Annotated in this window: 19 protein-coding genes; 12 read left to right on the top strand and 7 right to left on the bottom strand. The window is 51.5% G+C overall.

Translation table 11 applies throughout. The features are described from left to right. Positions 1-19: 19 nt before the first annotated feature. The gene (locus RQP18_RS12345) at positions 20-631 is read right to left on the bottom strand and encodes a hypothetical protein (RefSeq protein WP_342387984.1); all 612 of its coding nucleotides are present in this window, start codon (positions 629-631) and stop codon (positions 20-22) included. A 115-nt stretch (positions 632-746) separates the two neighbouring features. Between RQP18_RS12345 and RQP18_RS12340 the strand changes: the two genes are divergently transcribed. After that, positions 747-1,847, top strand: coding sequence for a M24 family metallopeptidase (locus RQP18_RS12340; protein ID WP_342387983.1), 1,101 nt, complete (start codon positions 747-749; stop codon positions 1,845-1,847). A gap of 31 nt (positions 1,848-1,878) precedes the next feature. Here the strand turns inward: RQP18_RS12340 and RQP18_RS12335 are convergent, their stop codons facing one another. After that, positions 1,879-2,766 (bottom strand): EamA family transporter, encoded by an 888-nt coding sequence (locus tag RQP18_RS12335; protein ID WP_342387982.1) that lies wholly within the window; start codon positions 2,764-2,766, stop codon positions 1,879-1,881. A 134-nt stretch (positions 2,767-2,900) separates the two neighbouring features. Between RQP18_RS12335 and RQP18_RS12330 the strand changes: the two genes are divergently transcribed. Next, entirely contained in the window at positions 2,901-3,719 is an 819-nt protein-coding gene (locus tag RQP18_RS12330) for a ZIP family metal transporter (RefSeq protein WP_342387981.1), read from the top strand. Between the two features lie 77 nt (positions 3,720-3,796). After that, the gene (locus RQP18_RS12325) at positions 3,797-4,420 is read left to right on the top strand and encodes an SDR family oxidoreductase (protein WP_342387980.1); all 624 of its coding nucleotides are present in this window, start codon (positions 3,797-3,799) and stop codon (positions 4,418-4,420) included. A 399-nt stretch (positions 4,421-4,819) separates the two neighbouring features. Here RQP18_RS12325 and nhaC read toward each other — a convergent pair whose 3' ends face one another. Continuing rightward, positions 4,820-6,286, bottom strand: coding sequence for a Na+/H+ antiporter NhaC (gene nhaC / locus RQP18_RS12320; RefSeq protein ID WP_342387979.1), 1,467 nt, complete (start codon positions 6,284-6,286; stop codon positions 4,820-4,822). A gap of 197 nt (positions 6,287-6,483) precedes the next feature. Here nhaC and RQP18_RS12315 point away from each other — a divergent pair, with 197 nt between their 5' ends. Both RQP18_RS12315 and RQP18_RS12310 read left to right on the top strand, forming a co-directional pair. Continuing rightward, on the top strand, positions 6,484-7,644 hold the full coding sequence (locus RQP18_RS12315; RefSeq protein WP_342387978.1) for a DUF1722 domain-containing protein: 1,161 nt from the start codon (positions 6,484-6,486) through the stop codon (positions 7,642-7,644). Next, the gene (locus RQP18_RS12310) at positions 7,645-8,493 is read left to right on the top strand and encodes an aldo/keto reductase (protein WP_342387977.1); all 849 of its coding nucleotides are present in this window, start codon (positions 7,645-7,647) and stop codon (positions 8,491-8,493) included. A 55-nt stretch (positions 8,494-8,548) separates the two neighbouring features. Here RQP18_RS12310 and RQP18_RS12305 read toward each other — a convergent pair whose 3' ends face one another. Then, positions 8,549-8,986 (bottom strand): acyl-CoA thioesterase, encoded by a 438-nt coding sequence (locus tag RQP18_RS12305; RefSeq protein WP_342387976.1) that lies wholly within the window; start codon positions 8,984-8,986, stop codon positions 8,549-8,551. A 227-nt stretch (positions 8,987-9,213) separates the two neighbouring features. Here RQP18_RS12305 and RQP18_RS12300 point away from each other — a divergent pair, with 227 nt between their 5' ends. The 5 genes from RQP18_RS12300 to uxuA are packed head-to-tail and all read left to right on the top strand — an operon-like array spanning position 9,214 to position 14,493. Continuing rightward, positions 9,214-10,227: a TRAP transporter substrate-binding protein gene (locus RQP18_RS12300; protein ID WP_342387975.1), complete on the top strand. Its 1,014-nt coding sequence runs from the start codon at positions 9,214-9,216 to the stop codon at positions 10,225-10,227. Further along, on the top strand, positions 10,214-10,711 hold the full coding sequence (locus RQP18_RS12295) for a TRAP transporter small permease (RefSeq protein ID WP_342387974.1): 498 nt from the start codon (positions 10,214-10,216) through the stop codon (positions 10,709-10,711). The genes RQP18_RS12300 and RQP18_RS12295 overlap by 14 nt, the downstream gene beginning before the upstream one ends. Next, positions 10,708-12,012 carry a TRAP transporter large permease gene (locus RQP18_RS12290; protein ID WP_373446078.1) on the top strand — a complete coding sequence of 435 codons (1,305 nt, stop codon included), beginning with the start codon at positions 10,708-10,710 and terminating at the stop codon, positions 12,010-12,012. Before RQP18_RS12295 ends, RQP18_RS12290 begins: the two co-directional genes overlap by 4 nt. Positions 12,013-12,042: 30 nt before the next feature. Beyond that, positions 12,043-13,443, top strand: coding sequence for a glucuronate isomerase (uxaC, locus tag RQP18_RS12285; protein WP_342387973.1), 1,401 nt, complete (start codon positions 12,043-12,045; stop codon positions 13,441-13,443). A 15-nt stretch (positions 13,444-13,458) separates the two neighbouring features. Beyond that, on the top strand, positions 13,459-14,493 hold the full coding sequence (gene uxuA, locus RQP18_RS12280; RefSeq protein WP_342387972.1) for a mannonate dehydratase: 1,035 nt from the start codon (positions 13,459-13,461) through the stop codon (positions 14,491-14,493). 38 nt (positions 14,494-14,531) lie between these two features. Here uxuA and RQP18_RS12275 read toward each other — a convergent pair whose 3' ends face one another. Then, the gene (locus RQP18_RS12275; protein WP_342387971.1) at positions 14,532-15,701 is read right to left on the bottom strand and encodes an ROK family transcriptional regulator; all 1,170 of its coding nucleotides are present in this window, start codon (positions 15,699-15,701) and stop codon (positions 14,532-14,534) included. A 95-nt stretch (positions 15,702-15,796) separates the two neighbouring features. Here RQP18_RS12275 and RQP18_RS12270 point away from each other — a divergent pair, with 95 nt between their 5' ends. After that, positions 15,797-16,648 (top strand): SDR family oxidoreductase, encoded by an 852-nt coding sequence (locus RQP18_RS12270; RefSeq protein ID WP_342387970.1) that lies wholly within the window; start codon positions 15,797-15,799, stop codon positions 16,646-16,648. A gap of 137 nt (positions 16,649-16,785) precedes the next feature. On the opposite strand, the gene RQP18_RS12265 is transcribed toward RQP18_RS12270, so the two are convergent. Further along, positions 16,786-17,793: a sugar kinase gene (locus tag RQP18_RS12265; protein WP_342387969.1), complete on the bottom strand. Its 1,008-nt coding sequence runs from the start codon at positions 17,791-17,793 to the stop codon at positions 16,786-16,788. After that, complete coding sequence (locus RQP18_RS12260; RefSeq protein WP_342387968.1) at positions 17,790-18,434, bottom strand: bifunctional 2-keto-4-hydroxyglutarate aldolase/2-keto-3-deoxy-6-phosphogluconate aldolase; 645 nt, start codon at positions 18,432-18,434, stop codon at positions 17,790-17,792. The genes RQP18_RS12265 and RQP18_RS12260 overlap by 4 nt, the downstream gene beginning before the upstream one ends. A gap of 102 nt (positions 18,435-18,536) precedes the next feature. Here RQP18_RS12260 and RQP18_RS12255 point away from each other — a divergent pair, with 102 nt between their 5' ends. Then, positions 18,537-19,517: a LacI family DNA-binding transcriptional regulator gene (locus RQP18_RS12255; RefSeq protein ID WP_342387967.1), complete on the top strand. Its 981-nt coding sequence runs from the start codon at positions 18,537-18,539 to the stop codon at positions 19,515-19,517. The last annotated feature ends 51 nt before the right edge of the window (positions 19,518-19,568 follow it).

Genomic DNA, 19,568 nt, shown 5'->3' with positions numbered 1-19,568 from the left:
AAGGATGCCACATCTTATTTTACGATGAGATGCCGAGGTTCCATATCAGTATGAGATCGACGGCGTTCCATAAGCGCAGCATGATATACGTGATCAGATGAATGCCGATGACATACAATATCAATGGCCAGAAAATATCCATCGGACGGTGGCGGATGGCCAGATAGAACAGGTAGCCCGGATAAAGATTGAGCAGTGTGAAGATGATGACAAGTGAAATTCCGAATATGATGAGCAGTGGTGCTTCATTGATATCGAAGATGGAATGGAATGCCCAGACGAGCAGGAACATCAATATGGTCAGTATAAAGACGACTGTTGTGAAGACGAGATAGTAGGACAGGATCACCGCCACATTGACGAATGATTTCCTGAACCATCCAATCATGAGGTATAGGAAGAACAGGTTGGCCATCGCATACAGTCCAAGGACACTCATGCGGAGTAGCAGGGTTTCAAAGAGCAGGGTATTTGGTATCGTCTCCTGCGAGAAGAGTTCGATACCGAGCAGGTAGCCGAAGATGCCGCTGATGAACGTATAAAGCAATAAGAGGGAAACGGTGATATATGGTGAGATATAAAAGGTGGGATTGAACTCCTTATGGAGCTGTTTGATGAATGCTGGTAACATGAATCAGGCCTCCATGTATCGATACAGTAATAGTAGCATAAGTACCCATGAATTTATATTTACTCAACCTGTGTTATATTGGAAACGATGAATTGAATGAGAAAGGATGTTGGAAATGACAGGGAAATACAAAGAGAGAGTGGAACGGCTCACATCAATGCTTGATATCGATATGGTGGTCGTTACAGAACCGACAAATGTCTTTTATTTCACAGGCTGCTATATCCAGCCGCATGAAAGGGTGCTCGCCCTGCTGATCAACGTAAAGACGAACGATACGGCACTGATGTTCCCGGCGCTTGACCAGGAAGTCGTCAATGATACGGCCACCGTCGATAACCACCTGCCGTACAATGATGGGGAGGATGCTTTCAGACTGATTTTTGAACATGCAATCGATGCAGAGTCACTCGGAATCGAAGGCGGTCACGTTACCTATAACCGCTATCAGAGGTTCCTTGAAAACTATACGGCCGACCAGATATACTCCGTAGAGGATGAAATCAACCGGCTGCGTGGCAAGAAGGACGAGGATGACAAGGAGAAGCTGCAGGAAGCGGTGGATATTACCGAAAAGGCTTTGGCCGATCTGGTGAACGAACCGGTATCAGGCAAAACGGAGAAGGAAATCGCTGAATTTCTGCTCGGCAGGGTGAAGGTTCATGGCGCGGTGGATGTATCGTTCGGCCCACTGGTACTGACGGGGGAAAACTCTGCACTGCCGCATGGTACGTCCGGGGATACGGTCGTCGAACCCGGACACTTCCTGCTCATCGATTTCGGTGTGGTGACGAAGGACCGCTATGTATCCGACATGACGCGGACATTCATCATCGGTGATCCGACCGAGGAGCAGGAGGCCATCTACAACTCCGTACTGAGGGCGAATGAAGCCGGCATCCGCCAGGCTCAGATTGGCGCACCGATGAATGCGCTCGATGAAGCGGCGCGCGATGAAATAAAGGCCGACGGCTACGGGGAATACTTCACCCACCGCATCGGACATGGACTGGGTCTCGGGCTCCACGAAGCGCCATCACTCGATGCACAGAATACGGACAAGCTTGAAAAGGGCCATGTCATTACTGTCGAGCCGGGTGTCTACAAGGCTGGATTCGGCGGTGTGCGTATAGAAGACATGCTGTATATCGACGATACGACGTACATCTTCACCAAGTTCCCGAAAGATATCGACAGTATTACAATCGAAGGATAGAGAAAACCCGTTTGGCTCGCCAAACGGGTTTTTAAGTATTGACATTCGCCTGTTGCGGACGTTGCCTTGATTGTAATGCCAGGATGAGAAGACCCATCAGCAGCATGAGAAGGCCGACCCATGACCACAGGGCAAGCACTTCCCCGACGAACAGGACACCGAGCAGTGAAGCGGTCAATGGCTCCGCAAGCGACAGTGTGACGGCGGAAGAGGACTTTACATATTTCAGTCCATAGGCAAAAAGGAAATACGCAAGTCCCGTGCCGAACAGTCCGATATAGAGCGAGGCCGAGATGCCACTTGAAGTCATCATCCATGACTGGTCGTTGAACAGCAGGAATGGGGTGAGCATCAGGGCGCTGATTGTAAAGACGATGGCGGCAGTGGCGATTGGATGATGATGCCTGACCAACCTTGAATTCATTATCGTATAGCTGGCAAAAGAGACGCCCGCCCCAAGTCCGGAAAGTATGCCGAGCGGATCGACGGTGATCGACCCCGTATTGAACATAAGAATGGCACATCCGGTGATGGCGAGGATGGTGGAAATCCACCATACACGGCCCGGCCGCACTTTGAAGAACAGCCATTCAATCAGTCCTGAGAACACGGGCGCACTGCCGATCGATGCCACCGTACCGACCGCGACGCCAGTCAGTGTGACTGCATTGAAGAAGAAGGGCTGAAAAAGCGCCATGGCAAGTCCGGCAGTCAGAATGACTTTTAGAGGCCAGCCCCTGAAGGTCAGTTGGCCAAGCAGCCGGGCGATGATGAGGAGGATGAGGCTGCCGATGATCAGGCGCATGGCCCCGATTGATATGCTGTCGGCGCCTGGCGGCAGATATACCTTTGCAGTGCCTACCGTCCCCCATAGTATTGCAGCGATGAGAATGATCACAGGTGCTAGACTGGCTTTCATTATGCTCCCTCCGTTTTAACAGTTAGTCGATGTGGTATTGAGTGAACATGGAATAAATCATATTATGGATACTATACGCCATAATGGAGTATAATTTCCATAGGAATATTCAGATACCTGAAAGGAATAGACTGATGATAGATACATTTATGGGATTCGACCCATGGCTGCAGGCACTCACAGCCACACTGTTCACATGGATTACAACGGGGCTGGGGGCAGCCGTCGTATTTTTCACAAAAGAAGTGAATGATAAGTTTCTCGATACGATGCTCGGCTTCGCAGGGGGTGTCATGATTGCAGCAAGTTTCTGGTCCCTGCTCGCCCCTGCAATCGAGCACAGCCAGAGTCACTTCATCGGGGAATGGTTCCCGCCGGCAGTCGGTTTTCTGCTCGGTGGCCTGTTCATCTATGCATTCGACCAGATGATTCCCCATGCGCACAGGAACGCCCCGGAAGACCGGATGGAAGGGTGGCGGGCAAAGAAAAAACGGCGGAGCACACTGCTCGTATTCTCTCTGACGCTACATAACATTCCCGAAGGGCTCGCCATCGGTATCGCATTCGGTGCCGTTTCCGCCAACGGGGATGGAGCGGCCATCGCAGCAGGCGCTGCCACACTGGCGCTTGGCATCGGCCTTCAGAACATTCCGGAGGGGATGGCAGTATCCATGCCGCTCCGTGGTGAGGGCATGTCGCGGACGAAGAGCTTCCTCCTAGGATGGATGTCGGCAGTCGTCGAACCGATTGCAGCCGTCATCGGTGTTGTAGCCATTTCATTCATGAGCCCGGTACTGCCCTATGCACTCGCGCTGGCAGCAGGTGCAATGATCTTTGTCGTTGTCGAAGAGGTCATTCCGAGCACCCAGGAAAACGGCCACTCCGACCTTGCAGCAATGAGCCTCATGCTCGGATTCACCCTCATGATGATCCTCGATGTCGCGCTCGGATAGAATAATATGAACTTCATGTTTAAGACCCCCTCCCCATGTGGGTATAGACAACAGATTAGACAAGGAGGAATCATTACATGAAAGTACTAGTTATTGGTGCAAATGGTCAGGTCGGCCATCAACTTGTAGAAAAATTGAAAGACAAGGGTCATCAGCCGGTGGCAATGGTCCGCAAGGAAGAGCAAGTGGAACAGTTTAAAGACAAGGGAATCGATACGGTGCTCGGTGACTTGCAGAAAGACTTCTCCCATGCGTTCGAAGATGTCGACTCTGTCGTATTCGCGGCAGGATCCGGTGGTGATACAGGTACGGATATGACCGTTCTGATCGACCAGGAAGGTGCAATAGAGTCTGTGGATAATGCGAAAAAAGCTGGCGTCAAACACTTCGTCATACTCAGTTCCATGGGAGCGGATGATCCGAAAAATGCAGAGCAGATACAGCCTTATCTGTATGCCAAGCACCGTGCAGACGAATACCTCAGGGATTCAGGCCTCGACTTTACAATTCTGCGTCCAGGCAAGTTGACGAATGACCCGGGTACGGGCAAGGTCAGACTCTTTGAAGGCGGCACTGAAATCGCCGAAATTCCAAGGGAAGACGTTGCAAATGTACTGACGCACATTGTCGATACAAACAAGCCTGAAGGCAAGACGTATTATCTGCATGAAGGCGATACACCAGTGGAAGATACACTATAATAGATATCAAAAAGCTGCAGAGTCCTATCTGGGATTCTGCAGCTTTTTACTGTTTGCTGGTGGAGGACGCCTCCAATTAACAGTGGTGGATGTTCCGACTGCGAGTTGGGCTTCCAATTAACAGTGGTAGCCGTTCCGACTGCAAGTTGGCCCTTCAATTCGCAGTGGTAGCCGTTCCGACTGTGAGTTGGGCTTCCAATTTGCAGTGGCAGCCATTTCGACTGTGAGTTGGGCTTCCAATTTGCAGTGGCAGCCATTTCGACTGCGAGTTGGGCTTCCAATTTGCAGTGGCAGTCATTCCGCCTGCAAGTTGACCCTCCAATTAACAGTGGCAGCCATTCCGACTGTGAGTTGACCCTCCAATTAACAGTGGTAGCCATTCCGACTGAGAATTCACCATCACACTGTCTCGGGCGTCAGTGATTCCTTCGATTTTTCCTCTCCATAATGCTTGTCGAGGAAATCCTCCCTCTCCTCATCGGAAATCTTTTCAATACCGATGCCTGTTGCAGCGAGGAAGATGGAGATGAACGGTACGACCAGGTTGAATATCGCATAGGGTGCATATTCCCAGGCTGCGACACCGAGCACGCCGTAGATGAATACGCCGCATGTATTCCACGGAATGAAGACGGAGGTCAGTGTGCCACCATCTTCAAGCGCACGGGAGAGGTTTTTGGAATGCAGGTTCTTTTCTATATAGGTCCTTAAAAACATACGTGAAGGGACGACGATGGATATATACTGTTCGGAACATGTGGCATTCGTTGCGAACGCAGCGACGATTGTCGAGGTGACGATGCCGAGTGTTCCTTTGGCAATTTTGATGACTTGTTTCATGATGGCCTGCAGCATGCCGCTGTATTCGAGAATTCCTGCGAATGTCATTGCGACGATGGTCATCGATACGGTATACATCATCGATTCCAGTCCGCCGTTGTTGAAGAGTTCATTGATCATATCGTTATTGGATTCGATGACATAGCCACCCTGCAGTGTGGCGATTGCGGTTCCGAGATCCCCGCCCTGGATAAGGATATGGCACAGGAATCCGAGAACGATGCCGACAATCAGCGCAGGAATAGCAGACATTTTGAAAGCTATGCATACGATGACGGCGAGCGGAACGAGCAGGAGCCACGGCGAAATGATGAACTGGGCATCGAGCGCCTGCATCATGCCGGCGATCTCAGCATCATTGCCATTTCCCTGACCTCCGAACTGCCGGCCGAGGAAGAAGAATGCCACCAGGGCGATGATGAGCCCCGGAATGGTTGTATAGAACATATGCCTGATATGTACGAACAGGTCCGTATTCGTGAGGCCCGAAGCAAGGTTCGTCGTATCGGACATCGGGGACATCTTGTCACCGAAATACGAACCGGATATGACCGCACCTGCGACCATCGCCGGCGGAATCCCCATGCTTATGCCGATGCCCATTCCTGCGACACCGACCGTCGCCATCGTGGACCAGGAGCTGCCGATGGACAGTGCCACAATCGCACAGAGTACCGTGATGGTGACCAGGAACAGCGCCGGGCTGATTAGTGCGAGGCCGTAGTAGATCATCGTGGCCACAATGCCCCCGCCAATCCATGAACCGATGACGAGGCCGACGAGTATGATGATGACGATTGCCGGCAGTGCCAGACGGATCCCCTTGTACATCATATCCTCGATTTCTTTCCATTTATATCCGTAGAACATTGCGACGATTGCTGCGGAAGCTGTACCGAAAATGAGCGGCAGGTGTGGATCCTGTCCCAGCCAGATGACCGCTGTTCCCATTGCTGTAATCATGAGCAGAAGCGGCAATAGTGCCATGAAGATATTGAAGTCTTTCTTTTCCCTTTGTTTTTCCATTTTTATCACCCAAGCATGATTATATAACAATGGGACAATAATGCTGAAATGATTATACGAATATTCTAATATATTTTATGAATAGTATTACACTGTGGATATATGATGAGTAAACGGGCCAACGGGTGAGCTTCATTGGTTTAGAAAATGTCCAAAAGGTGAATTTAATGAGAGAGAAGGAAAAGGGAGGGACTTTCATGAAAACGTCAGCAGATGTCATCATCGATCTGATCGAGCGGTTCGATGTTCATGATCCGGGGGCGAGAAGAGCACATGGGAACGGTGAGCATCATGAAGCGGCAGTGCACCTGAATGACAAAGGGAAGCAGATTTTCGGGAATGTTACACAGGCGACCGTGCGGCTGTCGAATGCAGCGACTTCGGAAAAGGTGCCGAACAAACTGGTGAACATCAAAGGGTGTTCGGTCAGGTTTCATCATCCATTGAGGCCGATTGATATCGTCGGTGTCAATTTTCCTTATTTCCCACTGGGCACTGCAGCGGAAGTGACCAGTGTAATGTATAACGTCAACCTGTATTTGAAACAGAAAAGCGCACGCCGGTTCATCGACATATTTCAGCCCGGCGGCCTGTACCGGGATCTGGATACGCTCCTAAAATGGCTGCCGAAGCGGACGGATATGGATTATAAGTATTACACGGCCCAGAGCTATGGGGACGATCCACTTAAATTCCGTCTGGACTATGACCCGCAGACCAGCAATATCGAACTCTATGCAGAAAAGGATGGACACGTCACAGAGTATCGTCCGGAAGGTGAAATGCATCTCGGCCACATTTCGGTCGACCAGGAGCCGAACGGGGAGGAAATAAAATTCCTCGATACGATGAATGCACCATTCGGCCGGGATCCGAATGGGGAGATTCCGCTGCTCCGCCATTTCCTTTACAGGCGGTCCTTCCTCGGCCGCATGAAGGAGGCGGAACTCGATCAGAAGAAATTCGACATGCTCGGGGAGTTGTGGAAAGAGGAGCAGCTTTTCGTTCTCCTGAAAAGTCCGCAGCTCCATGAGGAAGTGCAGAAACTGATCGAATCGGGCACCAGCATGTCCGTCGGAGAATTCGGAAGGCTGCTTGATCAGGCCTATGATATGGCCCATGATGCAGAAAATGTCCGGAACTATATGAAGACGGTATGGGAGCATTTCAGGAATGAGGCCGATGAAGGTGAGACGGCCCGGTATCAGGAGTTGCAGGGGGCTTCCGATATCGATGAAATCCATACATTCATAGCCGGCATGGCCCTGAAGCATGAAGTGCCGGAGCTGCTCGACTCGATTGTCGTCAAACTTCTGGGAAGACGCGAAGTGCAAAGGATAAAGAAAGGAAGGATATAGATGTTGGATAGAAAATATGAACTGAATGATGGCAGTACTCTGCCGGAGATCGGACTGGGCACGGTGAACATCCAGGGTGCCAGAGGAGTGAACAGCATTTTGACGGCCATTGAAGAGAATGGGTACCGACTCATCGATACTTCCACGAACTACAACAACGAAGGTGCGGTGGGGGAGGCCATCCGGCGTACGACCGTGCCCCGCGAGCAGCTGATCATCAGCTCCAAGCTTCCGGGTGCGGCACATGACTATGACAAAGCCATCAGTATGATCCAGGAGTCGCTGTACCGCATCGGCATCGACTACTTTGACAAATACCTCATCCATTGGCCGCTGCCGAAACAGGACAAATATGTCGAGGCATGGCAGGCACTGATCGATGCCCAGAAGTTCGGACTGATCAAGACCATCGGGGTATCGAACTTCCTCGCTGAACACCTCGAGCGGCTCATCGATGAAACCGGAGTCACGCCGGCAACCAATCAGATTGAACGGCATCCGTATTTCAACAACAAGGAGCTGGTGGAGACGAACAGGAAGCACGGCATACTGACCGAGGCGTGGAGCCCGTTCGGCCGGGAGATCAACGATGTGCTGGAGAATCCGACGATAAAGGAAATTGCCGATAAATATGCCAAGTCACCGGCACAGATCATCGTACGGTGGAATGTTCAGAACGGTGTCCTGGTCATCCCGAAATCCGACTCATCGCTACACCAGAGGGAGAACCTCGATGTATACGGCTTCGAACTGACACAGGAAGACCTTGAAGCGATAGATGGATTGGACAAAGGGGAATCCGGCAGGGTGGAGGACCAGCATCCGAATGAATATGAGGAGTATGTATAGGGCATGTCAAAAATTCATATATTAAAAATAGAACGTCCCCGAGGGGGCGTTCTATTTATTTCCCTGTTTTGATCTCCTCATACTTCCTGAACCATTCAGGGAAAATCTTCTTGAAGGCGACCGGTTTGAATTCGCCTTCCACCTTCTTGACGATGATGTGGGTCGTCGTGCCTTCTGTACATACCTCACCATTAATGTTGACGATCTGGTAGCCATATGTCGTCCGCATCCCGGTATTTTCCACGACCCATGTCCTGACCGAGGCACGGTCTCCATATTTCAGTGCCTTCTTGTATGTGACATCGACGTTATAGACCGGAGCATAATATCCCTCGCGTTCCATTGTGACATAGTCGTATCCGATGTCCTGGATGAGCTGCATGCGCCCGACTTCGAACCATTTCAGGTAGTTGCCGTGATAGATGACGCCCATCATATCCGTATCGGCATACATGATCTGTATTTCCCTTTCGGAAACGTAACCCTGTTCCATTTTATACTTCCTTTCTCTCTTTTGTTTGTTAAAAACATTATAACAAACTGCCAGAATCGGGTCGTCTGTAAGATTCGCTCTGCAAGAATTTTGATAGGCATATTAAATATGTATATTGTTTAACTAAAAAACTAAATTTTATATTACATTTTTGATATTCCATTGATTTAATTATTAATTAGTTGTACTATTAAACTAATTAATAAGATACGGGAGCGGTAAATGAAATGAGAAAATATTTTGTTCTTTTTGTAAGCGCATCCATCCTACTTCTTCTGGGTGCATGCTCCAATGCCTCGTCTGAAGCGGGGGGTGGCCACAAGATGGTTCTTGCACACAACCACCCGACGGATCATCCGGTGCATAAATCACTTGAAAAATTCAAGGAAGAGGTTGAGGCGCGCTCTGATGGTGATATGTCGATTGCACTCTATCCGAACGGACAGCTCGGGGATGAGAGGGAGGTCATCGAGCTGACCCAGACGGGGGCGGTTGATGTCACCAAGGTCAGCGCGGGCGCGCTTGAGAGCTTCCGTCCGGAATATTCCATTTTCGGCCTGCCTTACCTCTTTGAAGATACGGATGAGTTCAAGGAGAAGATGTCGGATCCTGAAATTACGGATGTCATCTACAATGCGTCGGAGGATATCGGGTTCGTCGGCCTGACATACTTCGATGCCGGTAGCCGCAGCCTCTATACGAGGGATCGTGTGGTCGATGATACGGAAGATATGGAAGGACTCAAGGTTCGGGTCCAGCCGAGTGCGACAAGTGTGGCGATGATTGATGCACTCGGCGGTACGCCGACGCCGATGGCCTACGGAGAAGTCTATACATCACTGCAGTCGGGCATCATCGATGCAGCCGAGAACAACCTGACGTCACTTGTCAGCTCGAAGCACGGAGAAGTAGCCAAGCACTGGATGTATACGGAGCATGCGATTGTTCCCGACATGCTCATCATGAACAAGCAGAGGCTGGACCGCATGACGGAAGCAGAGCGTCAGATCATCCACGATTCGGCGGATGCTGCGAACAAATTCCATGAAGTCGTATGGAATGAAGCGACAGAAGCGGCGGCGGAAGAGGCGCAGAATGAAATGGGTGTGGAGTTTCATGACGTGGACAAGTCCTCCTTCATCGAATCTGTACAGCCGCTCCATGAAGAAATGAAGGCGGACGAGACGATGGGGCCGATCTATGAACTGTTCAAGGGAGGAGATTCTGATGAAGAAAGCTAAGCGCATAGTGGACATTGTCATCCTCACTTTCGCAAGCATCGCCATCATCGGCATGACACTGCTGTCGATCTGGCAGGTCATCGCAAGATATATATTGAACGACCCGAGCACGATGAGTGAGGAGATCATCAGATACACATTGATATGGTTCACACTTCTCGCCGCAGCCTACGTCTTCGGTAAAAATAAACACATCGCCATCCTGTTCGTCCGTGAAAGGATGAGCTGGAATACGCAGGTGGCGTTGACATACCTGGCACAGATTGCGATCCTGCTCACGGCAGTCATCGTCTTCATCTACGGCGGCATCCGGATTACAATGCTGACGACACCGCAGATTGCACCTGCGACGGGCATCTCCATGGGATTCGTCTATGCGGCACTGCCGGTGTCCGGAGTGATCACACTGTTCTATACGATCTATAACATCACGACCATTGAAAGGGTCGCGAAAAAAGAGGATGAGGATGTGAAAAGTCTATGAGTTTGACAGTATTATCAGGGATAGTGATATTCGGACTGCTGCTGCTGTTCCTGGCCCTCGGGTTTCCGATCGCCATTTCCATCCTGCTCAGTTCACTTTTCACGCTTATGCTCATCATGCCATTCGATACTACGATACTGACGGGAGCACAGCGCCTCGTCACCGAGATGGACAGCTTTACGATGCTCGCGGTTCCATTGTTCGTGCTTGCAGGCATCATCATGAACAACGGCGGCATCGCCTTCAAACTGATCAACTTCGCCAAAGTACTCGTCGGCAGGCTGCCGGGATCGCTGGCTCATACGAACGTTGTCGGCAACATGCTTTTCGGCTCGATTGCAGGATCCAGTGTGGCCTCTGCAGCGGCCATGGGACGCATCATGACACCGATGCAGCTGAACAGCGGCTACGACCGCAAATATGCAGCGGCTGTCAACATCGCATCTGCACCTGCCGGGCTGATCATCCCGCCGACGTCCATACTGATCGTCTATTCACTCGTCAGTGGCGGCACATCCATCGCTGCACTATTCATGGCCGGCTATATTCCGGGGATTCTCTGGGGACTGGCCACGATGATCGTCGCCTATGTACTGGCGAAGAAATACAAGTATCCGATCTCCGAGAAGATCGCCTGGCGGGATAAGGCATACCTCACACTGGATGCCATCCCGAGCCTGCTCCTCATCGTCATCGTCATCGGCGGCATCGTCGCCGGCATCTTCACTGCAACGGAAGGTGCTGCGGTCGCTGTGGTCTACGCCACGATACTCTCGATGATCTACAGGAACCTGAAGATAAGGGAAATTCCGAACATACTTAGGGAAACGGTTGAAATCACAGGGATGATCCTGCTCCTGATCACCGTCTCGGGACTCTTTTCGCTGGTCATGTCCTACACAGGGCTGCCGGACGCCATCAGCAATTCGCTGCTGTCCCTGACGGACAATACGATCATCATACTGCTCCTGATGACGGTCATCCTGCTGGTCATCGGAACATTCATGGACATCACTCCGGCGGTACTGATATTTACACCGATCTTCCTGCCGATCGCAATGGACATGGGCATCGATCCGATCCACTTCGGCATCATCATCACGTTCAACCTGTGCATCGGCAACATCACGCCACCAGTCGGATCTGCACTGTTCGTCGGCGCGAGTGTCGCCGATATACGGATAGAAAAGGTCGTGCCGGTCCTGATTCCATTCTTCATCGTACTTTTCATCATGCTGCTGATCGTGACATTTACGCCGGTTCTGAGCATGTTCCTGCCGGAACTGTTCAATCTGACATAAACCATCAATAAAGGATTAGGAGAGATACAAATGATCAACAAGGATTTCCTGCTCACTACAGAGACGGCAAAGTGGCTGTATCATGATGTGGCCAAAGACCTGCCCATCATCGACTATCACAACCACCTCAACCCGAAAGAGATATACGAGAATGAAAACTACCGCTCGATCACGGAAGTGTGGCTCGGCGGCGACCATTATAAATGGCGCGCCATGCGGGCGGCGGGCATCAAAGAGGACAGGATAACGGGGGAAGCCGATGAGAAGGCCAAGTTCGATGCCTTCGCGGAAACCGTACCCCAGCTCTTCGGCAACCAGCTGCTGCACTGGACCCAGCTTGAGCTGAAGACCTTCTTCGGCATCAGCGACCTGCTGTCGCCAAAAAGTGCCGATGCCATCTATGAGAAGACGAATGAAATGCTGCAAGGGGAAGCACTGAAACCGAGAAGCATACTGGAGAGCCAGAAAGTGAAGTTTCTCGGCACAACCGACGACCCGACCGATGACCTGGAATATCACCGGCTCCTCAAGGAGGATGACACGATAGATGTGCAGGTGGCGCCTTCGTTCAGGCCCGACAAGGCCATCGCCATCGATACGCCGGACTACAAGGAATGGCTCGGGAAGCTGGAGGGTGTTGCAGGCGGCAAGCTCGATACCTACCAGAAGTTCCTGGGTGCACTCTTCGACCGCATCGACTTCTTCAATCAGATGGGATGCCGTGCGTCCGATCATGGCATCAACGAAATGTTCTATGAGGAGGCGGATGCGGAAGCGGTCGGAGCAATATTCGATAAAGTCCTCCGGGAAGAGGAACTGTCGGAATACGAAGTGGCACAGTTCAAGACATACACACTCGTGCAGCTTGCGGAGCAGTACAACGCATACGGTTGGGTGATGCAGCTGCACATCGGGCCACTCAGGAACAACAACTCCCGCATGTTCAAAGACCTCGGGCCGGACAGCGGGTTCGATTCGATCAACGACCAGCTTGTGGCGCAGCCGCTTTCCAGATTCCTGGATCGGATCGATCAGGATGATGCACTGCCGAAGACGGTGCTCTATACACTGAATCCGAGGGACAACATCATCATGGCGACGATGGCCGGAAACTTCCAGGGGGGCGGTATTCCGGGCAAGGTGCAATTCGGTACGGCATGGTGGTTCAACGACAACTATGATGGCATGAGGGATCAGATGAAGACGCTGGCGAACGCGGGTGCCTTCAAGACGTTCATCGGCATGCTGACGGATTCAAGGAGCATGCTGAGCTTTACGCGCCACGAATACTTCAGAAGAATTCTTTGCGAACTGCTCGGAGAATGGGTGGAGGCAGGCATGGTGCCTGACGACCGTGAACTGCTCAAGGAATATGTCGAGGACATATGCTACTACAACGCGAAAAAATACTTTGGACTTGAAAATGAATAAAAAGGAGCGACTGTTATGGAAATGAGTTTTAGATGGTATGGACCGGATGATCCGGTGAAGCTTGCGGACATCCGCCAGATTCCACAGATGAAGGGGGTCGTCTCGGCGATCTATGATATTCCGGCCGGCGAGGTATGGCCGTACGACGAGATTGTGAAGCTGCGGGATGCGGTGGCGGCGCACGGCATGCGCCTGAACGTCATCGAATCCGTACCCGTCCACGAGGACATCAAGATGGGCCGCGGCCGCCGCGACGCCCTGATCGAGAACTACAAGGAGACGATCCGCAATCTGGCTGCTGCCGGCATCAGGACGGTCTGCTACAACTTCATGCCGGTGTTCGACTGGACCCGCATCGAACTCGATGCGCCGCTGCCGGATGGTTCGAATTCCTTGAAGTATGACGAGGCGCTGGTGAAGGACATAGACCCGCTGAGCGGCGAGCTGACCCTCCCGGGCTGGGACCTGTCCTACCAGACGGACGACCTGAAGGAGATCATCGATGCCTATCAGGACATCAGTGAAGACCAGCTGTTCGACAACCTGATCTACTTCCTCGAGCGCATCATCCCGGTCGCGGTGGAGGAGGATGTTCTGATGGCCATCCACCCGGACGATCCGCCATGGGGCATCTTTGGCCTGCCGCGCATCATCACCGGTGCCAAGGCACTGAGAAGACTGTTCGAGGCCGTACCGAGCAGGCACAATGGCATTACATTCTGTACCGGATCCTATGGTTCCATACCGGACAACGACCTGTTCGAAATCATCGAACTGGCTCGTGAGCGCATCCACTTCGTGCATGCCAGGAACGTCAAATGGACCGGCGAGCGCTCCTTCCAGGAAACGTCCCACTCCGTCCATGACGGCTCACTCGATATGGTGGGCATCATCGAGAAGCTCATCGAGAGCGGTGTCGACGTGCCGATCCGTCCGGATCACGGCCGCATGATCTGGGACGAGACGGGCAGACCGGGCTACGGCCTCTACGACCGTGCGCTCGGCGCCACCTACCTGAACGGCATCATCGATACAGTAAATAGAAAATAAAAAAGAAAAGGATAAGTCCGACTTATCCTTTTCTGATATTAATGTGCGATGTGATACGCATTCAGATCGAAGTGGGTGATATCGAGGTATTTCGCAAGGGGCACAAGTGCTGCCCCGAGGGCGCTTGACTGTGTGCCGAGGGGCGAGATGAGGATGTCTCCATAATCGATGAATGACGAAGTGAGGCCGGGTTTGAGCTCCTCGAGCAGTTCCGGATATTTCGAAAATATGGTGCTGTTGATGACAAGTTTTTTAGGGTTGAAGACATTGATGATATTGTTCAGTCCGACGGTGATGAAGGAGATATAGTCTTCGAATATGGCCTTTGCCTTTTCGTCCGCCTTCAAGGATTCATATGTCGGATATTCAATGAGGGAGATGCCCGCATCAGCAAGCGAGCGGGTGAGGACCTCATCGGAAGCATAGCGCTCGAAACATCCCCTGTTTCCACAACGGCACTCGATGCCATCCTGCTTGATGATCATATGTCCGACCTCACCGGCATAGCCGGAAAATCCATGGAACACTTCGTTGTTCAGCAGGATGCCGAGGCCGATACCACTGGACAGCGTCATGCTGTAGAGGTTCGTCTCGTATGCAGTGAACGACTGTTCGGCACGGACGGACATATTGGCGTTGTTGTCGATATGGACAGGCACTTCGAACCTCTGCTCAAGCTCGGACAGAAGTGGCTTCAGATCAAGCTGCTGCGGCGGGGAATAGAGCAGTTCCAGCTCGGCATTGACGATTCCGTGGAAACTGATGCCGATGCCGACAAGCTGGTTCGGGCGGTAGACTTCGCTGTACTGGCTGATGACCGGCTCGAGCAGTGCCGGCAGCAGTTCGGCAAGCGTATCCGTATGACGGATGTCGAAGTCATGAATGTTGTTGTAGACAGTCATGCCTTTGAGATTGATGAGCATGATGCGTATATGGGAACGGTCGATGTCGATGCCGATGGAATATGTACTCATCGGATCAAGTTCCAGGATGATCGGCCGGCGGCCGGGTTGTGCATAGTTTTCAACCGGTTTTTCGATGATCAGGGACTGATCGATCAGTTCATTCACCTGGGAAGAGACCGTCGCTTTGTTCAGTCCAGTGCGTTTTGATATATCCACCCTTGAAATGGAGCGGCTACGGATAATATCTTCAAGTACAAGTCTGCGGTTCATCGTTTTAATATAGTTCGAATCACCAGTAACCATAAGGAGCACCTCGTTTTGGTTTGTTAGATAAACTAATCTTACCAAATAGTTATTCAATGAGCAATTTCACTTACCAGAAAATAGGAGGAAGAATGATGACTACCCCTTTCAATACAAATCTTAAAAACCAGGTCGCAATCGTCACAGGCGGTGGCGGTGTGCTGGGTTCATACTTTTGCCGTGGACTTGCAGATGCTGGTGCCAAAGTCGCCGTCCTCGGACGCACACTTGAATCATGCGAAACAGTGGCAGCTGAAATACAAGAGGCGGGCGGAGAAGCGATTGCAGTGCAATGTGATGTTACGGATAAGACATCTGTAGAGAAAGCGCGTGAAGCCGTGAATAAATCCCTCGGAACATGCGACATACTCGTCAACGGTGCAGGCGGCAACGATCCATCTGCATCCACTGAAGACGAGTACCTGGATCTCGACAAGCTGGATGACCCGAATGTCAGGAACTTCTTCGCACTTGATACGGACGGCATCGATTTCGTCTTCAAGCTCAATTTCCTAGGGACTTTGATACCCTCCCAGATCTTCGGCAGGGACATGGCACCGAAAGCGCACGCCAGCGTAATCAATGTATCCTCCATGAACGCTTTCACCCCGTTGACCAAGATTCCGGCCTACAGCGGGGCAAAATCTGCGATCAGCAACTTTACGCAGTGGCTCAGCGTCTACCTGTCACGTACAGGTGTCAGAGTGAACGCCATGGCACCGGGCTTTCTTGCAACGAACCAGAACAGGGACCTCCTTTTCGATAAGGACGGCAACCTGACGGACAGAAGTCATAAGATCATCAATGCGACACCGATGGGCCGCTTCGGCGAACCTGAAGAGCTGCTCGGTACACTCCTCTATCTGGCAGACCATAAGGCATCCGGCTTTGTCACCGGCATCGTCATCCCGGTCGACGGCGGATTCTCAGCATATTCAGGTGTGTAACTGTAACTTTCCCTGGCGGCACACGCAAAGTGCAGTTGGGCGTTTATCCACCAGATAAGCCCCAGCTATCAATAACAATCCAATAGACTCCATGACAAAGGCTGCTCCCGTATCGGGAAGCAGCCTGTTTTCGTTTCCTATCTCTTCACTTCTCTTGTCGCATCGAGCACATCCGCCATTTTGGAAATGTTTTCTGTGGCGAAGTCGCCGCTGATCGTATGCTTGTAAAGCATGTTGCCAAGTGCATTCTGCAGGATATCCTGGTGTTCGAGACCGTTCATCAGTCCATGGATGACACCGGCAGTGAAGGCATCACCCGTACCGATCCGGTCGAGGATCTCCACTTCGTAGGCATCCGTCTCCCTGATGCCCTCCTTCGAAGACAGCATCCCCTTGATGATGTTCCTGTTGGAATGGACGACGGTGCGCTGGGTGAATGCAATATATTCTATATCATATGCAGCATGCAGCTTTTCGAGTATTGGTGCCAGGGTATCGGCATCCGGATTGCGCTCGAGGCCCTCCTTGACTTCCTTGCCATCTTCCTTCAGCTCAATCGGCTCATAGCCGAAGATGACGTCACAGTATTTGATGAACTGCGGCATCGTCGACCTTGCCTCTTCAAAGGACCAGAGGTTGCCCCTGAAATTGAGGTCGGCACTGATTTTGAGGCCCATCTCCTTGGCCGTTTTCACTGCCTCGAGCAGCACCTTCTGAAGTCCGGTGTTGAGGGCGGGTGTGATGCCGCTGAAATGGAACCAGTCATATCCTTCAAACGCGGCCTTGAAATCATAGTCGTCCACCGTCGACTGTTCGAAGCTTGAATACTTGCGGTCATAGACGACGGACGAGGAACGGATATTGAATCCCTGTTCCAGGAAGTATGTGCCCATCCGCTGGCCTGCCAGACGGATATGGCGCGTCTCCACGTCGTTGCTCTTGAGCAGTGAGAGTGTACGCTGGCCGAAGGCGTTGTCGGGCAGGGAGGTGATCACCGCAGTATCCACACCGGAAGCGGCCAGGCTCATTGTGACATTCATCTCGCTGCCGCCGATGTTGACGTTCATCTGGTCGGCTGTTTTGAAAGTGTCGGATGCTTCGGTGCTCAGACGCATCATGATCTCTCCGAATGTAATGAATTTCATGGCTGTTCCCCTTTCACGGCTTTCTGATAGGCTGCGACAAACGCTTCAGTGTTCTCTTTGACGACCTCTGGGTTCGACCCATCATAGCCTTTGGCGAGGGCACTGCCGATGCCGATGGCAAAGGCGCCGTTATCGATCCAGTCCGCCATGTTCTCCTTATTGACACCGCCGGAAGGCATGAGGTTCGCATGTGGAATCGGTCCTTTGATGTCCTTGATGAATGAAGCGCCGAGAACGCCGCCAGGGAAGATTTTGATCACATCCACGCCTGACTTCATCGCTTCTACAATCTCCGTCGCTGTGGCACAGCCAGGCAGGTAGGGAATCTGGTTCTGGTTGCAGAGCGCTGCAATATCCTTGTCGAAATGCGGGCTGACGAGATACTGCGCGCCGCGACGGATCGCCTCATCCGCCGTCTCCCTCGACATGACGGTACCCGCACCGACACATGCTTCACTGTTTGTTGCGAAATGTTCGATCAGCGCGCTTGCCTTCGGTGTCGTGTAGGTGATTTCGATATTTTTAATGCCGCCTTCGATGATATTTTCAATCATCTTCACCGTATCCTCGAAACCTTTGCCGCGGACAACCGCAATCAGGTAGTTTTCACGAATTTCATTCAAAACATCAAATTTCTTCATTGACCTTATCCTCCTCAAATATCTTGACTCTTCACTACTTTGGCTATACATTAAGTAATAAACAGTTTACTAAAACGATTTAGTAGTTAGGGGTATTATATCATGAAAAAGGTGACAATCAAAGATGTTGCACGAGAGGCTGGCGTTTCCACCAGCACCGTTTCCCAGTATTTGAACGGACGGTACCACTACATGGGCGAGGAAACGAAGGAACGGGTCTCCGGGGCGATCGAGTCCCTGGGTTATCGTCCCAATTATATGGCGAGGAACTTGAAGAGTGCATCGACAAAGACCATCGGTATCATCGTTTCGAACATCCTGCACCATTTTGCAGTGGGCATGACAAGAAAAATCGAGGACTATTGCGATCGTGACGGCTATAACCTCATCATATGCAATGCCGATGATGACCCTAAGAAGGAGCGCAAGTATATCGACGGCCTCCTCGAGAAGCAGGTGGATGGCCTCATCATCATGCCGACGAGAGGCAATGATGATATGTACGAAAAACTTGCCGCCCAGCAGTTCCCCATCGTCTTCATCGACCGGTATGTGGAAAATATAGATATCCCCGCCTTCAAGCTGGACAACTATCAGGCGGTTTCCCTTGCGCTCGATTATCTGAAAGGGAGGACAGTGGAGAACTTCTACTATGTCGGCGCCTCGGATGACATGGCACTTACGCCTCGGATTGAACGGCTTGAGGCATTCAGGAGTATCGCCGGGGATATAGGGGTCTCCCATTATGCCATCACAGACACCAACGAGGCATTGTATGGAAGGATGGAAGCGGAGTTCAAAGAGGAACCGTCCAATGGCATAGTGCTTGCGAACGATTTTGCACTGATGGCATTTCTGAAGTATGCAAACGTCCATGGGCTGGATCTGGAAAGAAAAAATCATCTTGTTGCGATCGACGACCTTCCGCTTGCCGGGGTCTACCGGCCGAAAATTACGACCATTGCCCAGCCGATTGAAAAGATTGCAGAAGAGGCGTATCGGACGGTGATGGGACGGGCCGAAAATGAAATATCCACAGAGCATCGGATTCACAGCTATAAAGGGAAACTTATGGAAAGATGACCGGCCAATGCGCCGGTTTTTTCATTTGTTTTATAAGTAAACGTTTCCAAT

The sequence above is a fragment of the Salinicoccus sp. Bachu38 genome, assembly GCF_038561955.2.
Classification (GTDB): Bacteria; Bacillota; Bacilli; order Staphylococcales; family Salinicoccaceae; genus Salinicoccus; species Salinicoccus bachuensis.
The sequence above is the reverse complement of the archived record's forward strand: the minus strand, read 5'-3'. Positions and strand labels throughout refer to the sequence as shown.

What these genes read in the sequence shown, in the direction of transcription:
- RQP18_RS12305 (WP_342387976.1), bottom strand. Translation starts at nt 8,986, where the DNA reads ATGGAACAGGGTTACGTTTCCGAAAGGGAAATACAGATCATGTATGCC.
- uxuA (WP_342387972.1), top strand. Translation starts at nt 13,459, where the DNA reads ATGGAAATGAGTTTTAGATGGTATGGACCGGATGATCCGGTGAAGCTT.
- nhaC (WP_342387979.1), bottom strand. Translation starts at nt 6,286, where the DNA reads ATGGAAAAACAAAGGGAAAAGAAAGACTTCAATATCTTCATGGCACTA.
- RQP18_RS12295 (WP_342387974.1), top strand. Translation starts at nt 10,214, where the DNA reads ATGAAGAAAGCTAAGCGCATAGTGGACATTGTCATCCTCACTTTCGCA.
- RQP18_RS12300 (WP_342387975.1), top strand. Translation starts at nt 9,214, where the DNA reads ATGAGAAAATATTTTGTTCTTTTTGTAAGCGCATCCATCCTACTTCTT.
- RQP18_RS12265 (WP_342387969.1), bottom strand. Translation starts at nt 17,793, where the DNA reads ATGAAATTCATTACATTCGGAGAGATCATGATGCGTCTGAGCACCGAA.
- RQP18_RS12275 (WP_342387971.1), bottom strand. Translation starts at nt 15,701, where the DNA reads ATGGTTACTGGTGATTCGAACTATATTAAAACGATGAACCGCAGACTT.
- RQP18_RS12260 (WP_342387968.1), bottom strand. Translation starts at nt 18,434, where the DNA reads ATGAAGAAATTTGATGTTTTGAATGAAATTCGTGAAAACTACCTGATT.
- RQP18_RS12315 (WP_342387978.1), top strand. Translation starts at nt 6,484, where the DNA reads ATGAAAACGTCAGCAGATGTCATCATCGATCTGATCGAGCGGTTCGAT.
- RQP18_RS12270 (WP_342387970.1), top strand. Translation starts at nt 15,797, where the DNA reads ATGACTACCCCTTTCAATACAAATCTTAAAAACCAGGTCGCAATCGTC.
- RQP18_RS12340 (WP_342387983.1), top strand. Translation starts at nt 747, where the DNA reads ATGACAGGGAAATACAAAGAGAGAGTGGAACGGCTCACATCAATGCTT.
- RQP18_RS12310 (WP_342387977.1), top strand. Translation starts at nt 7,645, where the DNA reads ATGTTGGATAGAAAATATGAACTGAATGATGGCAGTACTCTGCCGGAG.
- RQP18_RS12290 (WP_373446078.1), top strand. Translation starts at nt 10,708, where the DNA reads ATGAGTTTGACAGTATTATCAGGGATAGTGATATTCGGACTGCTGCTG.
- RQP18_RS12255 (WP_342387967.1), top strand. Translation starts at nt 18,537, where the DNA reads ATGAAAAAGGTGACAATCAAAGATGTTGCACGAGAGGCTGGCGTTTCC.
- RQP18_RS12335 (WP_342387982.1), bottom strand. Translation starts at nt 2,766, where the DNA reads ATGAAAGCCAGTCTAGCACCTGTGATCATTCTCATCGCTGCAATACTA.
- RQP18_RS12330 (WP_342387981.1), top strand. Translation starts at nt 2,901, where the DNA reads ATGATAGATACATTTATGGGATTCGACCCATGGCTGCAGGCACTCACA.
- uxaC (WP_342387973.1), top strand. Translation starts at nt 12,043, where the DNA reads ATGATCAACAAGGATTTCCTGCTCACTACAGAGACGGCAAAGTGGCTG.
- RQP18_RS12325 (WP_342387980.1), top strand. Translation starts at nt 3,797, where the DNA reads ATGAAAGTACTAGTTATTGGTGCAAATGGTCAGGTCGGCCATCAACTT.
- RQP18_RS12345 (WP_342387984.1), bottom strand. Translation starts at nt 631, where the DNA reads ATGTTACCAGCATTCATCAAACAGCTCCATAAGGAGTTCAATCCCACC.